The 16,109-nt window shown below is 73.6% G+C and carries 12 protein-coding genes; 8 read left to right on the top strand and 4 right to left on the bottom strand.

Annotated features, from left to right (window positions below; translation table 11 throughout):
* Positions 1 to 696: 696 nt before the first annotated feature.
* The 3 genes from ACZ303_RS13085 (at position 697) to ACZ303_RS13075 (ending at position 4,317) form a co-directional block, all read left to right on the top strand.
* Complete coding sequence (locus tag ACZ303_RS13085; protein ID WP_467338164.1) at positions 697 to 1,677, top strand: protein phosphatase 2C domain-containing protein; 981 nt, start codon at positions 697 to 699, stop codon at positions 1,675 to 1,677.
* A gap of 89 nt (positions 1,678 to 1,766) precedes the next feature.
* Positions 1,767 to 3,509 (top strand): pyruvate dehydrogenase, encoded by a 1,743-nt coding sequence (locus tag ACZ303_RS13080; protein WP_467338162.1) that lies wholly within the window; start codon positions 1,767 to 1,769, stop codon positions 3,507 to 3,509.
* Positions 3,510 to 3,717: 208 nt separating this feature from the next.
* Positions 3,718 to 4,317: an ATP-binding protein gene (locus ACZ303_RS13075; protein WP_467338160.1), complete on the top strand. Its 600-nt coding sequence runs from the start codon at positions 3,718 to 3,720 to the stop codon at positions 4,315 to 4,317.
* A gap of 48 nt (positions 4,318 to 4,365) precedes the next feature.
* Here ACZ303_RS13075 and ACZ303_RS13070 read toward each other — a convergent pair whose 3' ends face one another.
* Positions 4,366 to 5,418 (bottom strand): DUF2637 domain-containing protein, encoded by a 1,053-nt coding sequence (locus ACZ303_RS13070; protein ID WP_467338157.1) that lies wholly within the window; start codon positions 5,416 to 5,418, stop codon positions 4,366 to 4,368.
* Positions 5,419 to 5,616: 198 nt separating this feature from the next.
* A complete protein-coding gene (locus tag ACZ303_RS13065) occupies positions 5,617 to 6,483 on the bottom strand; it encodes a (2Fe-2S)-binding protein (RefSeq protein WP_467338155.1) in 867 nt (288 codons plus the stop codon).
* Between the two features lie 115 nt (positions 6,484 to 6,598).
* Between ACZ303_RS13065 and ACZ303_RS13060 the strand changes: the two genes are divergently transcribed.
* Positions 6,599 to 7,372 (top strand): GntR family transcriptional regulator, encoded by a 774-nt coding sequence (locus ACZ303_RS13060; protein WP_467338153.1) that lies wholly within the window; start codon positions 6,599 to 6,601, stop codon positions 7,370 to 7,372.
* Positions 7,373 to 7,660: 288 nt separating this feature from the next.
* Here ACZ303_RS13060 and ACZ303_RS13055 read toward each other — a convergent pair whose 3' ends face one another.
* A complete protein-coding gene (locus ACZ303_RS13055; RefSeq protein WP_467338225.1) occupies positions 7,661 to 8,473 on the bottom strand; it encodes a hypothetical protein in 813 nt (270 codons plus the stop codon).
* Positions 8,474 to 8,739: 266 nt separating this feature from the next.
* Positions 8,740 to 10,446 carry a PucR family transcriptional regulator gene (locus ACZ303_RS13050; RefSeq protein ID WP_467338151.1) on the bottom strand — a complete coding sequence of 569 codons (1,707 nt, stop codon included), beginning with the start codon at positions 10,444 to 10,446 and terminating at the stop codon, positions 8,740 to 8,742.
* A 240-nt stretch (positions 10,447 to 10,686) separates the two neighbouring features.
* Here ACZ303_RS13050 and ACZ303_RS13045 point away from each other — a divergent pair, with 240 nt between their 5' ends.
* From ACZ303_RS13045 to ACZ303_RS13030, 4 genes are all read left to right on the top strand, one after another.
* A complete protein-coding gene (locus ACZ303_RS13045) occupies positions 10,687 to 11,574 on the top strand; it encodes an FAD binding domain-containing protein (RefSeq protein WP_467338224.1) in 888 nt (295 codons plus the stop codon).
* Entirely contained in the window at positions 11,565 to 12,128 is a 564-nt protein-coding gene (locus ACZ303_RS13040) for a (2Fe-2S)-binding protein (RefSeq protein ID WP_467338149.1), read from the top strand. The genes ACZ303_RS13045 and ACZ303_RS13040 overlap by 10 nt, the downstream gene beginning before the upstream one ends.
* 2 nt (positions 12,129 to 12,130) lie before the next feature.
* Positions 12,131 to 14,509: a xanthine dehydrogenase subunit D gene (gene pucD / locus ACZ303_RS13035; protein WP_467338147.1), complete on the top strand. Its 2,379-nt coding sequence runs from the start codon at positions 12,131 to 12,133 to the stop codon at positions 14,507 to 14,509.
* A 123-nt stretch (positions 14,510 to 14,632) separates the two neighbouring features.
* On the top strand, positions 14,633 to 16,093 hold the full coding sequence (locus tag ACZ303_RS13030; protein ID WP_467338146.1) for an NCS2 family permease: 1,461 nt from the start codon (positions 14,633 to 14,635) through the stop codon (positions 16,091 to 16,093).
* Positions 16,094 to 16,109: the final 16 nt, after the last annotated feature.

The raw sequence follows: 16,109 nt of genomic DNA, 5'->3' as shown, positions 1-16,109 counted from the left end.
CAGCCCTCGGAGCCCGAACCAGGCCGGGAAGCGCCGGAGCCTGTACGAGGCCGGGAGCCCGGAGGGGGGCAGGAAGCCCCCGAGTTCGCACCGGGGTGTGGGCCCCGGGATTCCGTGTGGGGTCAGCAGGCCCCTGACCCTCAACCGGGTCGGGAAATCCCCGGACCCGTGCAAGGCAGGGAGCCCGGAAGGGGGCGGGAAGCCCCCGAGCCCGAACCGGGCCGTCAACCCCGCGATTCCGTGTGGGGCCAGCAGCCCCCCGACCCCCAACCGGGCAGGGAGACCCCCGAATCCGCCCAGGGCGGGGACCCCCGGGAGTCCCCGGGACGCCGGGAGCCCCTGGACGCGCTGTGGGGCCCGGAACCCCTGGAACCCGGGGACCGGCGGGAGAGTCCCGAGCCCGTACCGGGTCGGGCAGGCCCCGAGCCCGTACGGCGTCAGGAGCCCTGGGACTCCCTCCTGCGCCAGGAACCTCCGGCGCCCAGCGAGCCCACCGGACCCGCAGTACCCAACGAGCCCGACGGACCCACGGCGCCCCAGGTGTCGACCCCGGCCGTGCCACCCGCCCCACCTGCCGCTCCACCCGCCCCGCTTGCCGCCCCACCCGCTCCGCTCTTCCCGTCCGCCCCCTCCGTACCGCCGGCGCGAGCCGCCCGGCTCGAACGGCCGCGGGTTGCCCTGCCCCGGCCGCGCACCGTGCCCCGGCAGCAGCTTCGGAAGCCCGCCCGGGCCGCCGAGTTCGTCGGTGAGGGGCCGCCCACCTACGACGCCGAGCCGACCGCCTGGCCGGCCGCCGAGCCCGGCCGGCTGGACGACCTCGTACCGGACACCGTCCTGGACGGCGCGCGGTACGGCGGGGTCACCCTGCGCGCCCTGTCGCTGCGCGGCGACTCCGCGCGCTACCGCGGCGAGCAGCGGCGCGACGCCCTGCTGACCGCCCGCTTCGGCGAGGGCGACAGCGCGCTGCTGTTCGTCGCGATGGCCAGCGGTACGCGCGCCGCGGGCGCGGCGCACCGCGCGGCGCGGGACATCTGCGCCTGGCTGGGCGGTGCCGTCGGCCGCAGCCACGCCCGGCTGGCCGACGACATCCGCAGCGGTCGGCGCGGCGAGCTGAGGTCCGGGCTGCACCGGCTCACCGACCGCTCGTACGGGCGGTTGCGGGGCCGCGCCGCCGAACTGGGCCTGCGGCCCGAGGAGTACACGGCGGCCGTGCGCTGCCTGCTGCTGGCCGCCGATCCCGAGTGCCGCACGCGGGTCTTCTTCGGCGTCGGCACGGGCGGCCTGTTCCGGCTGCGGCAAGGGCTCTGGCAGGACCTGGACCCCGACCCGGAGCCGGGTGGAGCCGGCCGTCCGTCGCCGGACGACCCGTTGGGCGACCGGATGACCGTGGATCTCGGCATCCCCACCCCCGGCCTCACCCCCGTCGTCGAACCCCCGGCGGTGCCGGGCGAGCCGTTCCGCTTCCGGGCGTCCGTCGCCCGGCCGGGTGACACGCTGCTGCTGTGCAGCACCGGCCTGGCCGAGCCGCTGCGCGGCGAGCCGGCGCTCGGGGCCCGGCTGGCCGAGCGGTGGGCCGGGAAGGAGCCCCCGGGCCTCGCCGCGTTCCTCGGCGACGTGACCCTGCGGGTGAAGGGCTACGCCGACGACCGGACCGCCTGCGCGCTCTGGGAGGCATAGCGGGGTGTTCCATGGGTTCATGGGGGCAGGGGTGGATGTGAGAGCAGGCCCGTGACCTGCCCCATGACCCGATCCGGAGGAGACACGCCGTGGCCAAGCAGTCGGTGGCGGAGCAGTTCGTGGAGATCCTGGTGCGCGCCGGGGTGCGACGGCTCTACGGGGTCGTCGGCGACAGTCTGAACCCGGTCGTGGACGCGATCCGCCGCGACGCCGCCATCGACTGGGTGCAGGTCCGCCACGAGGAGGTGGCCGCCTTCGCCGCGGGCGCGGAGGCGCAGCTGACGGGCCGGCTCGCCGCCTGCGCCGGCTCCTGCGGCCCCGGCAACCTGCACCTGATCAACGGCCTCTACGACGCCCACCGCTCCATGGCCCCGGTGCTCGCCCTCGCCTCGCACATCCCCAGCGGCGAGATCGGCACCGGGTACTTCCAGGAGACCCATCCCGACCAGCTCTTCCGTGAGTGCAGCCACTACAGCGAGCTGATCTCCAGCCCCCGGCAGATGCCGCGCGTGCTGCGGACCGCCATCCAGCACGCGATCGGGAAGGGCGGCGTCAGCGTCATCACCCTGCCTGGTGACATCGCGGGCGAGCCGGCGTCTGAGCGCACCGGGGACAGCGCGCTGCCTCCCGCCCGGCCGTCCGTACGACCGGGCGACACGGAGATCGACGAACTTGCCCGGATGGTCGACGAGGCCCGGCGGGTCACCCTGTTCTGCGGCAGCGGCACCGCGGGCGCCCACGAGGAGGTGATGCGGTTCGCGGAACGGGTGAAGTCGCCGGTCGGGCACGCCCTGCGCGGCAAGGAGTGGATTCAATACGACAATCCCTACGACGTGGGAATGAGCGGCCTGCTCGGCTACGGTGCCGCGTACGAGGCCACCCACGAGTGCGACCTGCTGATCCTGCTGGGCACCGACTTCCCGTACAACGCCTTCCTGCCCGACGATGTGAAGATCGTCCAGGTGGACGTCCGCCCCGAGCGGCTCGGGCGCCGCTCCCGGCTCGACCTCGCGGTGTGGGGCGATGTGCGCGAGACGCTGCGCTGCCTGACGCCGAAGGTGCGGGCCAAGAGCGACCGGGCGTTCCTGGACAAGATGCTGAAGAAGCATGCCGACGCCCTCGAAGGCGTCGTCAAGGCGTACACGCGCAAGGTCGAGAAGCACACGCCGATCCACCCCGAATACGTCGCGTCGGTGCTCGACGAGGAGGCCGCGGACGACGCGGTGTTCACGGTCGACACGGGCATGAACAACGTCTGGGCTGCCCGCTATCTCACCCCCAACGGGCGCCGCCGGGTGATCGGTTCGTTCACGCACGGCTCGATGGCCAACGCCCTTCCCCAGGCGATCGGCGCCCAGTTCCTCGACCGTGACCGGCAGGTCGTCTCCATGTCGGGCGACGGCGGCTTCTCCATGCTGATGGGTGATTTCCTCACCCTCGTCCAGTACGACCTGCCGGTGAAGATCGTGCTCTTCAACAACTCCTCGCTCGGCATGGTCGAACTGGAAATGATGGTGGGCGGACTGCCGTCGTACGGCACGACGAACCACAATCCCGATTTCGCGGCCATCGCCCGCGCGGCGGGCGCGCACGGCGTCCGGGTGGAGAAGCCCAAGCAGGTGCGCGGCGCGCTGCGGGACGCCTTCCGGCACAAGGGGCCGGCGCTGGTGGACATCGTCACCGACCCGAACGCCCTGTCCATTCCGCCGAAGATCAGCGCGGAGATGGTCGGCGGATTCGCGCTCTCCGCGGGCAAGATCGTGCTGGACGGCGGCGTCGGCCGGATGCTTCAGATGGCCCGCTCCAACCTCCGCAACGTGCCCCGTCCCTGACCCCCGGAATGGCGCGGGCAAATGCGCCGACGGCCTGACGCCATTGGCATATTCGCGCACAGCACAAGGGGCGCCAGCATTCCAGTCATATCAGCATGTTGATAGGTCAACAGGCGTCGTCGTGTGCGGCTCGGGGCATGCATTGCCGTGAGTGTGCGTGAGCGTGTTCGATGCCGGGGCGCCGGGGAGGGGTCGGGGGCAGGGAAGGATGAAACGGCAGACTGCGAACTGGGCGGGTACGGACGGCCACGCGACGCGGACGAGGGGTGCGGAGGGGAACGGCGCGGCGCTTTCGGAGCCGCGCTTCGAAAGACGGCTCGGGCATGGGGATCTCACGGCGGTCGCGGAGGTGCGGAATCTGCTGCGCGAGCTGCTGGCGCACTGGGGTGCACCGGGGCGCGCGTACACCGCCGAGCTCCTCGCCAGCGAACTGGTCACCAACGCCCTCGTGCACACGGACGGCGGCGCGGTGGTGAGCGCGACGCTCACCGGCGGCGCGGGCGCGCGGTCCAAGGGCCTGCTGCGGTTGGAGGTACGGGACTTCGTCGCCCGGCACCCTGCGCTGCGGCCCGCCGACGCGGGGGCGGGGGAGGGCGCCGAAGGCCGTGCCGGAGCGCGTGACGTCGCCGGACGCACCGCCGGGCCGGCGGCGCGGTCGCCGGAGGCCGCGGAGATCAACGCCGTCGAGACGGCCGCCACCTCCGGGCGCGGGCTGCTGCTCGTCGACTCGCTCGCGGACGCCTGGGGCGTGCGGTCCCACGGCGTGGGAAAGGCGGTCTGGTTCGAGCTGGGCGCACAAGAGCCCTGAACCGCCGCACCGCGACGATCCAGGGCCCGTGGTGTGCCGGCCGACGTGTCAGCCGAACTGCCGCTCGATCTGGGCGAGTTTGGCCTCCAGCGAGTCGAGCCGCGGGATGGCCTGGGTGTCGTCCTCGGCGGTGAGATCGATCGGCTCGGGGCCGTTCACCGCCTGGAGCGGACGCGCGCGTACGGGGAGCTGTCCCTGGTCAGCGGCTATGGAAGGGTCCGCGCCGAGCTGTGCGGGCGGTGGCCCGGCGGCGACGGCCGGCGCGCCGACCTCCACCTGCCGGCCGCCGCGGGTGACCCGGCCCCACACCCGGTTCTGCCGGTTGTACGCCTTGAGCCGGGCGCGCTCCAGCTTGCCCGCCTCGCGCCGGCGGACCCGGTCGCGCTCCATCTGCCGCTTGTCCTCGCGGACCTCCTCGACGGCCTCGTCCAGCGTGCGCACACCCTCCAGGAGCATCAGCGACCAGGCGCCGAAGGTCTCCCGGGGGGCCCGCAGCCACCGGACTATGCGGATCTGGGGCAGTGGGCGGGGCACCAGTCCCTGCTCGCGCAGCGCCGCCCGGCGGGTCTGCTTGAGCGCCCGGTCGAAGAGCACCGCGGCGGACAAGGACATGCCGGCGAAGAATTGCGGGGCGCCCGCGTGGTCCATCCCGCGGGGCGCGTGGACCCAGTTGAACCAGGCCGCGGCGCCCGCGAAGGTCCACACCAGCAGCCGGGAGCCGAGGGCCGCGTCGCCGTGGCTGGCCTCCCGCACCGCGAGCACGGAGCAGAACATGGCGGCGCCGTCCAGGCCGAAGGGCACCAGGTATTCCCAGCCGCCCGTCAAGCCGAGATTCTGCCGCCCGAATCCGACCAGTCCGTGGAAGGAAAGGGCGGCGGCCACCGCGGCGCAGCAGAAGAGGAGGAGATAGGAGGCCATGCCGTAGACGGCCTCCTTGCGGCGCCTGCGTTCCTCCGTGCGCTCCCACGAATCCGTGGACGCCCCCGCGTCGTCCGCGTTGCCGTGCCGGCCGCGCGCGAGCACCGTCACCGCCACCACGGCCCCGGCGAGCGCCACGACACAGGGGAGCATCCAATTCAGCGGTATATCGGTCACTCTCATCTTGCGTCCCTTGCATAGCTGTACGGCCTTTCGCGCGCCATCCTGACGGAATCGGACCGATCGCCATAGGGATTCGCCGCAACTGCCTGCCAATGGACGCCAAGGGCATACAGATAGGTGTGGGGAAATTCGAACGCTCCTCAGGGAAAAGGGAATTGCGTTCCCCTGTAATCACACGATCGGGTGGTGTGGGTCGATTCAGCTTGCGGACAGTCGCCGGACGCGATCCGCATCGCATGTGCGGGGGCAGGTGAGGCAGGTGTCCTCGGGGCGGACGGTGTAGAAGAGGCAGCAGCCGGCCCGGTCGCGGGTCGGCAGGGACTCGCCCGCCGGTCCGGTCAGCACGCGGAACCCGGCACCGCCGACATACGGGGATGTGGCGCCCGGCAGCAACAGCTCCAACTCCCGCCTCACCCCCGCCTCCTCCCCCAGCAGGCCCGCCACATGCCACAGGCCCTCGACGGTCTCGTCCGTCGCCATGCCCCACAGCGCCCGCGGTCCGCGCCGCATCCGAGGCCGGAAGCCGGCCAGCACCGGCCCGAGGTGCTCGGCCACCGCCTCCCGCACCCGCGCGCGCAGCGCCTCCTCGTCCGCCACGACCACCGCTCCCGGCAGCGTCGCCGCCGGGTCGCCCGGCAGGCACGCGAACTCCTCGATCCGGGCCGTCAGCAGGCCCTGGACGCGGTGGTACGACACCGCGTCCACGGGCAGCCGCGGCACCCGGCGGCTCAGGAACCAGGGAACGGTGATCAGCAGGCAGGCCGGCCAGGCGTAGCGGTGCAGCCCGATGCTCGCGATGACGTCCGGGCGGGCCCGCTGCCCGTAGTCGCCCAGGATCTGCTCGTCGTCCCGGGCGAGAAAGGCGTCGAGCTCCGCGCCGCCCGCCGCGAGCCCGGTCGCGCCCACCCAGCCCTCGCCGTGGCGCGGCGGCTCGACGACGACGGCCGGCGAGGGGAGGACCTCGGCCAGCCGGGCGTACGCGTCGGCGAAGGCGGCGGCGACGCGGGAGGGTGCGGCGGAGGGGAGAACACTGTGCGAGGGCGAGGCAGCCGGGGCCAGGGCCATGCGAGGACCACCGAATCGCGATCATTTACAGGTAAGCCTTACCTTACCGGAATTGATCGGGGTTTGAACTGTCAGAACGGGCGCCTATGGTTCGGATGGACACAGGAGGACCCCAATGGAGCAGGGCAGACCCCATACCGAGGCACCGCGGCTCGGCACCGGCGTGCCCGCGCAGGCCACGCCGGGCGCGCACGGCGAGCAGGTCCGCGGCGAGCACGTCCACAGCGAGCGCGCGTACGCCGCGCCGGCCCCCGCGCGCCGGATGCCCCAGCGCTACTCCGTACGCGGCCAGGTGCTCGACGCCCTGCGCAAGGCCCTGCTGAGCGGCGAGCTCGTGCCCGGCGAGGTCTACTCCGGCCCCGCGCTCGGCGAGCGGTTCGGCGTCTCCGCCACACCCGTGCGCGAGGCGATGCAGCAGCTCGCCCTCGAAGGCGCCGTCGAGGTCGTCCCCAACCGCGGCTTCCGCGTCACCCGCCGCACCACCCGCGACCTCGCCGAGCTCGCCGAGGTGCGCGCCCTCATCGAGGTCCCCGCCGTGCTGCGCCTCGCCCGCACGCTCCCGGCGGCGCGCTGGACCGAGCTGCGCCCGTACGCCGAGGCCGCGACCGCCGCCGCGGCGACCGGTGACCGCGCGCTGTACGCCGAGGCCGACCGGGCCTTCCACCGCGCGCTGCTCGGCCTCGCCGGCAACCGCCAACTGGTCATGGTCGCCGACGAACTCCACCGCCGCGCCCAGTGGCCCGCGGACCGGGCGCCCGTGGCCGGCGCCGCCGAACTCCTCGCCGACGCGGCCGAACACACCGCCCTGCTGGACGCCCTGACCGCCCGTGACCTGCGGACCGTCGAGGCCCTGGTGACCGGTCACTTCACGGGTACGAAGGCGGACTGAGCCGAACGGCGGACTGGGCGGGCGAACGGGCTCTCGGCACGCCCGCCCTTACTGCGGCACGCCCGCCCCTACCTCGGCGCGCCCACCCTTACCCGGCACGGCCGCCGGAAGCCGCTCGGCCGGGAGCGCCGCCCGGGAGCCGGGCCGAACCGCGGACGCGGTCGCCCTTCTCCGGCACGGAGCCCTCGTCGGGCACCTTGCCGCGCCCCATGCCACCGGTCAGCCGCATGGCCTCGGCCGTCAGCCGGACGCTTCACGCTCCTCCGGCGCAACCGCGCACGCCTCCGGTCACTCCGGCGCGGCCGCCGGCGGGAGTCGGTCGGCCAGCCAGGCGGGGACGCCGCCCAGGAGCCGGACCAGCCGGCCGGCCTCGGCCTTCAGCCGGGCCGCCTCGCGCTCGTCCGGCAGCACCGCGGCGAGCGAGGCCAGGGCCGGGGCGATGCCCACGAGATAGCCCAGTTCCTCCCTTATGCGCAGGGACTCCGCGAAGCCGTGCCGGGCCTCGGTGAGCTTGCCGTCGTGCTCGGCCATGGCCGCCACATGCCGCCAGGTGAAGGAGAGCAGCAGCCGCTGGCCGTGCGCCGTCGCCCCGGCGTGGGCGCGCTGGAAGGCGGCCGTGGCGTCCGAGGGGTTGTCGGACAGGTGCTGGGCGATCAGGCCCCGCCGGAAGTTCAGCAGCGGACGGGTCGGCGAGCCGGGAGCCAGCAGCGCCGCGGCCCGGCCGAGCGCGGAGCGGGCCTCGTCGGCCCGGTCGCGTACGCCCAAAAGAGTGGACGCGTAGGCGAGGTGACCCCGCTCGCAGGCCGCGGCCCCGCGCTCCTCGTCGTCCGTGGCGAGCGCCTCCGCCGACCGCAGCGCGTCCTCGGCCGCCCGCCAGCCCTGCGCCGTGAACACGCACTGCTCGATCAGCACCGCCGTCCGCCGCAGCGCGGGGCCCGCCTCGCCTGCGGCGCGCGGCGCGAGCAGCGCGGCCGCGTCGTTCCAGCAGGCGCGCGACCGCAGCCGCCAGACGGCTCGTTCCAGTGGATCGTCTCCGTGCGGGTCCGGTCCTTGCGGCCCCTGTGGTCCTCGTGGCTCCTCCGACAACCCGGAATTCCGCATGGCGGTATCCGCCACAGTGCCCTCCCCAAGCGCGCCGTCGAGCTGGAAGCCGTGACCCGAATCTCAGCACGAAGACACGGGCGGGGCCAAGGGTCAGGTGTGAACCGATTCACAATCATGGCTCCGCCCTGCCCGGACCCCCGCGCACGAGGAGCGTGTCCGACCCCCGTGACCTGCGACCCCCATTGGTGGACGCAGATTACCCAAGAGCGGCCGGCTTGAGCGCGAGACCGCTCATATGTGGACGACTGCGCGTGCCCAGGGGGTCAGCTCATCCGCAGGGCGAGGAAGAAGTCGAGCTTGTCCTCCAGACGCGACAGGTCACGGCCCGTCAGCTGCTCGATCCTGCCCACCCGGTAGCGCAGGGTGTTCACATGCAGATGCAGCCGCGTCGCGCACCGCGTCCAGGAGCCGTCGCAGTCGAGGAAGGCCTCCAGCGTCGGGATGAGCTCGGCGCGGTGGCGGCGGTCGTAGTCGCGCAGCGGGTCCAGGAGGCGGGCGGTGAAGGCGCGGCGCACGTCGTCGGGCACGAACGGCAGCAGCAGGACGTGCGAGGCCAGCTCCTGGTGGCCCGCTGCACAGACGCGCCCGGGGCGTGCGGCCGCCACCCGGCGGGCGTGGCGGGCCTCCTCCAGGGCGCCGCGCAGCCCCTCCGCCGAGTGCACGGCGGCGCTGACGCCGAGCGTGAGCCGCCCGTCGTCGGCCAGGCCCCGGGACAGCGGCTCACGGACGGCCGTCAGGAGGGTGTCCGCGTGCAGGCCGGGGGCGGGCGTCTGCTCCGCGCTCTCCGGATCCCCCTCCGGTCCCTCCGCCCGTGCGGACACGGCCGGCAGCGGCACCAGGGCCACCGCCTCGTCACCGATGTGGGCGACGGCGATCCGGTCGGACGGCTCGGCCCCGGCCGCCGCCGGGTCGACGAGGATCTCCTCCAGCAGCGCCTGTGCCACCGGCCCGCCGGGGATGTCGCCGCCGTCCCACTCCACGCGGGCCACGACGACCTGCCAGTGCGGGGCCGTGCCCAGGCCCGGCAGCAGCACGGGCGCGGCCACCCGCAGCCGCGCCGCGATCTCGGCCGGGGCCGCGCCGCCCTGGACCAGTTCGAGGACCTCCTGGGCGAGCCGGCGCCGTACCGTACGGGCCGCGTCGCGCCGGTCCCGCTCGACGGCGATCAGCTGGGTGACGCCGTCCAGCAGGTCGAGCCGCTCCGCCGGCCAGTCCCCGGCGTCCGCCTCGACGGCCAGCAGCCAGTCCGACAGGACCGTCTCGCGGACGTCCCGGGCGGCGCCGCGGCCGGCCCCGCCGATGGGGAAGAGGGAGTACGTGCCCGTCCCCGCGGTCACCCGGTGGGGGCCGCGCCGGCCGGTGCGGGAGGCGGCCAGGTGCTCGCCCGCGAGCGTGGCGGCCACCGCCGACGGCAGCTCGGGCCCGGCGCCCGCCAGCGAGGAGCCGGCGATCGGGCGGCCGGTGGGGGAGAGCACCCAGGCCCGCAGGTCCAGGTCGGAGCCGAGCAGGTCCAGGACGACCTCCGGGCCGCCGCCCGCCGGGCCCGAGGTCATCAGCCGCCGGTGCCGGTCCACGACCGCCGCCAGGTCCCCGGCCCGCTCGCCGGAGACCTGCCGCACCACGTGCTCGGTGATGGAGGCGAAGGAGACGTCCTCGACGACGGAGAACAGCGGCAGCCGGTGCCGGGCGCACGCCTGTACCAGGTCGTCCGGGATCGAGCGCATCTCCGCCTCGCCCGCCGCCAGCCCCGCCACCCCGGCGCCGGCCAGGATGCGCACGAACCGCTCGGAGTCCTGCGGCTCCCGCCGCCACGCGAGACCGGTGAGCACCAGCTCCCCGCCGGACAGATAGCGGCTCGGGTCGCGCAGGTCGGTGGTCATCACGCCGCGCACGGTGCGGTCCAGTTCGTCCTCGCCGCCCAGCAGTCGGAGGCCCAGCGCCTCGGTCTCCAGGAGTGCGCGCAGCCGCATCGTGGGTCGCCGCCGATCTGTTGTGTTGCCAGTGGAATGCGGTGAGGTTTCTGAACCCCGCCTTTCGTTCGAATCTACAAGACGGGTGCCATGGGCAGCCAACCGCTTCATGGTTTCGGTGACTGCACCCGGGCGCCCGGGCCTCGGTCTACTGGCCTCACCCCCTGTGAACAGGACATGAACAGCCCGGCCGGCACCCCCTCGAACCGCCTCGCGCGACCGATCGAGAAGAGAAGATCCATGGACTTCCTGCGCCCCGGCACCTGGGCGGAGGCTCTGGCCGCGAAGGCCGAGCACCCGACGGCCGTGCCCATCGCGGGTGGCACGGACGTGATGGTCGAGATCAATTTCGACCACCGCCGTCCGGAGTACCTGCTGGACCTGAATCGCATCGGCGATTTGTACGAATGGGAGGTCGGCGAGCGCGACGTCCGCCTCGGCGCCTCCGTCCCGTACACCCGGATCATGGAACACCTCCGCGCCCCGCTGCCCGGCCTGGCGCTGGCCGCGCACACCGTCGGCTCGCCGCAGATCCGCAACCGCGGCAGCGTCGGCGGCAACCTCGGGGCGGCCTCCCCGGCCGGCGACTCCCACCCGGCGCTGCTGGCCGCCGGCGCCGAGGTCGAGGCCGAATCGGTGCGCGGCACCCGGCTGATCCCCGTCGAGGAGTTCTACACCGGCGTCAAGCGCAACGCCCTGGAGCCGGACGAGCTCATCAGGGCCGTCCGCATCCGCAAGGCCGACGGGCCGCAGCAGTTCTCCAAGGTCGGCACCCGCAACGCCATGGTCATCGCCGTCTGCGCCTTCGGCCTCGCCCTCCACCCGTCCACCCGCACGGTGCGCACCGGAATCGGCTCCGCCGCGCCCACCCCCGTACGGGCCCGCACGGCGGAGGACTTCCTGAACGCCGCGCTGGAGGAGGGCGGCTTCTGGGACTCCGGACGGCCCCTCGCGCCCTCGCTCGCCCGGCAGTTCGCCGAGCTCGCCGCCGCCGCCTGCAACCCCATCGACGACGTACGGGGCAGCGCCCGGTACCGCCGGCACGCGGTGGCCGTCATGGCCCGCCGCACGCTCGGCTGGACCTGGGACGCGTACCGTGGGAGCGAGAGGAACACCCGATGCGCGTGAACTTCACGGTCAACGGCCGCCCGCAGGAGGCCGACGACGTCTGGGAAGGCGAGAGCCTGCTGTACGTGCTGCGCGAGCGGCTGGGCCTGCCGGGCTCGAAGAACGCCTGTGAGCAGGGCGAGTGCGGCTCCTGCACGGTCCGCCTCGACGGCGACCCGGTGTGCGCCTGTCTGGTCGCCGCCGGCCAGGTCGAGGGCCGCGAGGTGGTCACCGTCGAGGGTCTGGCCGACTTCGCCGGACAGCGCGCCGGCGGCGCCGCCGCCCGTACGGACCCGGACGCGGCCCGGAGCTGGCGGCCCGACCCGCACGACGCCCCGGACGGCCCCGAACTCTCCCCGGTCCAGCAGGCGTTCATCGACGCCGGTGCCGTGCAGTGCGGCTTCTGCACCCCCGGCCTGCTGGTCGCCGCCGACGAGCTGCTGGAGCGCAACGCCGAACCCTCCGACGCGGACATCCGCGAGGCCCTCTCCGGCAATCTGTGCCGCTGTACGGGCTACGAGAAGATCCTCGACGCGGTACGCCTGGCGGCCGCCCGTGCCGAAGGGGCGGTCTGACCATGGGCACCGCGCGCGTCCCCACCGGCCTCACCCAGTCCAGCCGCACCAAGGGCGGCATCGGCGAGTCCACCCTGCGCCCCGACGGCACCCTGAAGGTCACCGGCGAGTTCGCCTACGCCTCGGACCTGTGGCACGAGGACATGCTGTGGGGCTTCACGCTCCGCAGCCCGTACGCCCACGCCCGGATCGTCTCCGTCGACATCGCCGAGGCGCTCGCCACGGCCGGCGTCCACACCGTCATGACCTACGACGACCTCCCCGCCGCGACCCGCTACGGCCTGGAGATCCAGGACACGCCCGTCCTCGCCGACGGCGTGGTCCGCTACCACGGCGAGCCGGTGGCCCTCGTCGCCGCCGACCACCCCGAGACCGCCCGCCGCGCCGCCGCGAAGATCAAGGTGGCGTACGAGCAACTGCCCGTCGTCACCGACGAGGCCACCGCCACCGCTCCCGACGCGCCCGTCCTCCACCCCGGCCGCGCCGATGGCCATTCCGGCCATGTGCCCCACCCCAACATCGTCCACCGGCAGCCGATCCACCGCGGCGACGTCACCGCCGCCCGGGCCCGGGCCGATGTGATCGTCACCGGCGACTACGAAGTGGGCATGCAGGACCAGGCGTTCCTCGGTCCCGAGTCGGGGCTCGCGGTGCCCGCCGAGGACGGCGGCGTCGACCTCTACATCGCCACCCAGTGGCTGCACGCCGACCTGCGCCAGATCGCACCGGTCCTCGGCCTGCCCGAGGACAAGGTCCGCATGACGCTCTCCGGCGTCGGCGGTGCCTTCGGCGGCCGCGAGGACCTGTCGATGCAGGCCCACGCCTGCCTGCTCGCGCTGCGCACCGGCAAGCCCGTGAAGATCGTCTACAACCGCTTCGAGTCGTTCTTCGGCCACGTCCACCGCCACCCCGCCACGCTCCACTACGAGCACGGCGCCACCCGCGACGGCCGGCTCACCCACATGACGTGCCGCATCGTTCTGGACGGCGGCGCGTACGCCTCGTCCTCCCCGGCGGTCGTCGGCAACGCCGCCTCGCTCTCCGCCGGCCCGTACGTCGTCGACCACGTCGACATCGAGGCCCTCGCCCTCTACACCAACAACCCGCCCTGCGGCGCGATGCGCGGCTTCGGCGCCGTGCAGGCGTGCTTCGCCTACGAGGCGCAGATGGACAAGGTCGCCGCCGAACTGGGCCTGGACCCGGTGGAGTTCCGGCGGCTCAACGCCATGGAGCAGGGCGCGGTCATGCCGACCGGCCAGGTCGTCGACTCGCCCGCGCCCGTCGCCGAACTCCTGCGCAGGGTCAAGGCGATGCCGCTGCCGCCCGAGCGGCAGTGGGAGAGCGCGGGCGGCGCCCCCGACGTCCGCGCCCTGCCTGGCGGGCTGTCGAACACCACCCACGGCGAAGGCGTCGTGCGCGGCGTCGGCTACGCCGTGGGGATAAAGAACGTCGGCTTCTCCGAGGGCTTCGACGACTACTCCACGGCCCGGGTGCGGCTGGAGGTCGTCGGCGGGCAGCCGGTGGCCACGGTGCACACCGCGATGGCCGAGGTCGGGCAGGGCGGGGTCACCGTCCACGCCCAGATCGCCCGTACCGAGCTGGGCGTCACCCAGGTCACCATCCAGCCGGCCGACACCCGCGTGGGCTCGGCGGGTTCCACCTCCGCATCCCGGCAGACCTACGTCACCGGCGGCGCCGTCCGCCACACCTGCCGGGCCGTCCGGGAGAAGGTCCTGGAGCTGGGCCGGGCGCGCTTCGGCACCTACCACCCGGCGTGGGCCACCGCCGAACTGCTCCTGGAGGGCGGCAAGGTGGTCACCGACGGCGGCGAGGTCCTCGTCGGCCTCGCCGAGGTGCTCGAAGGCGAGGCCGTCGACATCGAGCTGGAGTGGCGGCACCGCCCCACCGAGGCGTTCGACCTGGTCACCGGGCAGGGCAACGGCCATGTCCAGTACTCCTTCGCCGCCCACCGCGCCGTCGTGGAGGTCGACACCGAGCTCGGCCTGGTCAAGGTCGTCGAGCTGGCCTGCGCCCAGGACGTCGGGAAGGCCCTCAACCCCCTCTCCGTCGTCGGCCAGATACAGGGCGGCACCACCCAGGGCCTCGGGCTGGCCGTGATGGAGGAGATCGTCGTCGGCCCGGACGGACGGGTGCGCAACCCCTCCTTCACCGACTACCTCATCCCCACCATCCTCGACACCCCGACCATCCCCGTCGACGTCCTCGAACTCGCCGATGAGCACGCCCCGTACGGGCTGCGGGGCGTCGGCGAGGCCCCGACCCTCTCCTCCACCCCGGCCGTCGTCGCCGCGATCCGCGCCGCCACCGGACTGCCGCTGCGCCGCGTACCGGTACGGCCGGAACACCTCACCGGCACCTGACGGCACACCAGCACCCACCGGTGGCGCGCCCCCCAGCCGCCGGTGTGGTGTGATCCCTTCGTCTCGGGCCGTCCCCCGGGTCGTGCAGCCGAACCACATCCCCGGAACATGGGAGCAGGCACCATGACCCAGTCATCCGTGGAGCCGACCACGACGGCAGAGGACGCGGGCGCGGGCTCGCGGCCGGCCGCCGGACGGTCCTGGCTCGACCGGTACTTCCACATCAGCGACAGAGGCTCCACCCTCGCCCGCGAGGTGCGCGGCGGCATCACCACCTTCATGGCGATGTGCTACATCCTCCTGCTCAACCCCCTGATCCTGTCCGGCCCGGACGTGCAGAAGCACACCCTCGGCCACGCCGGCCTGATCACCGCCACCGCGCTGGCGGCGGCCGTCTGCACGCTGCTCATGGGCTTCGTCGGCAAGGTGCCGCTCGCCCTGGCCGCCGGGCTGGGCGTCTCCGGTGTCCTGTCCACCCAGGTGGCACCCCATATGACCTGGCCGCAGGCCATGGGGATGTGCGTGGTGTACGGGCTGGTGATCGTGGTGCTGGCCGTCACCGGCCTCCGCGAACTGATCATGAACGCGATACCACTGGCGCTCAAGCACGCCATCACCATGGGCATCGGCATGTTCATCGCCCTGATCGGCCTGGTCAAGGCCGGATTCGTGCACGCCTCGACGGGCGGCGGGCCGGTCACCCTCGGCCCGGCCGGCGAACTCGCCGGCTGGCCCGTACTGATCTTCTGCGTCACCCTGCTGATCGTCTTCATGCTCCAGGCCCGCGAGGTGCCCGGCGCGATCCTCATCGGCATCGTCGTCGGCACGCTCCTGGCGGTCCTCGTCAACGCGGTCGCCGACCTCGGGCCGAAGACCTGGCAGAACGGCCCGCCCGAGCTCAAGGGCAGCGCGGTGTCCATGCCGGACTTCTCCCTCTTCGGGCACGTCGCCTTCGACGGCTGGGGCTCGCTCGGCGCCATGAGCGTGGGAATGATCGTCTTCACGCTGGTGCTGGCCGGATTCTTCGACGCGATGGCCACCATCATCGGCGTCGGCACCGAGGCGGAGCTCGCCGACGCCCAGGGGCGGATGCCGGGCCTGAGCAAGGCGCTGTTCGTCGACGGCGCGGGCGGCGCGATCGGCGGGGTCGCCGGCGCGTCGGGCCAGACCGTCTTCATCGAGTCGGCGACCGGCGTCGGCGAGGGCGCCCGCACCGGCCTGTCCTCCGTGGTGACCGGCCTGTTCTTCGCCGCCTGCCTGTTCTTCACCCCGCTCACCCGCATCGTGCCCGGCGAGGTCGCCGCCGCGGCGCTCGTGGTCATCGGCGCGATGATGATGAGCAACGCCCGGCACATCGACTGGGCCGACCGGGCGGTGGCCGTCCCGGTCTTCCTGACCGTGGTGCTGATGCCGTTCACGTACTCCATCACCGCGGGCGTCGGCGCGGGCGTCATCGCCTTCACCGCCATCAAGGCCGCCCAGGGCAAGTGGCGCGAGCCCGGCACCTTCATGTGGCTGCTGACCGCCGTCTTCGCCGTCTACTTCGCCCTCCACCCCATCGAACACTGGCTGGGCGTCAAATAGGGCGTGCGCATAACCT

Source organism: Streptomyces sp. NPDC023527 (assembly GCF_055560115.1).
Note: the sequence above shows the minus strand (reverse complement) of the source record. Positions and strands in the feature narration are given on the sequence as shown.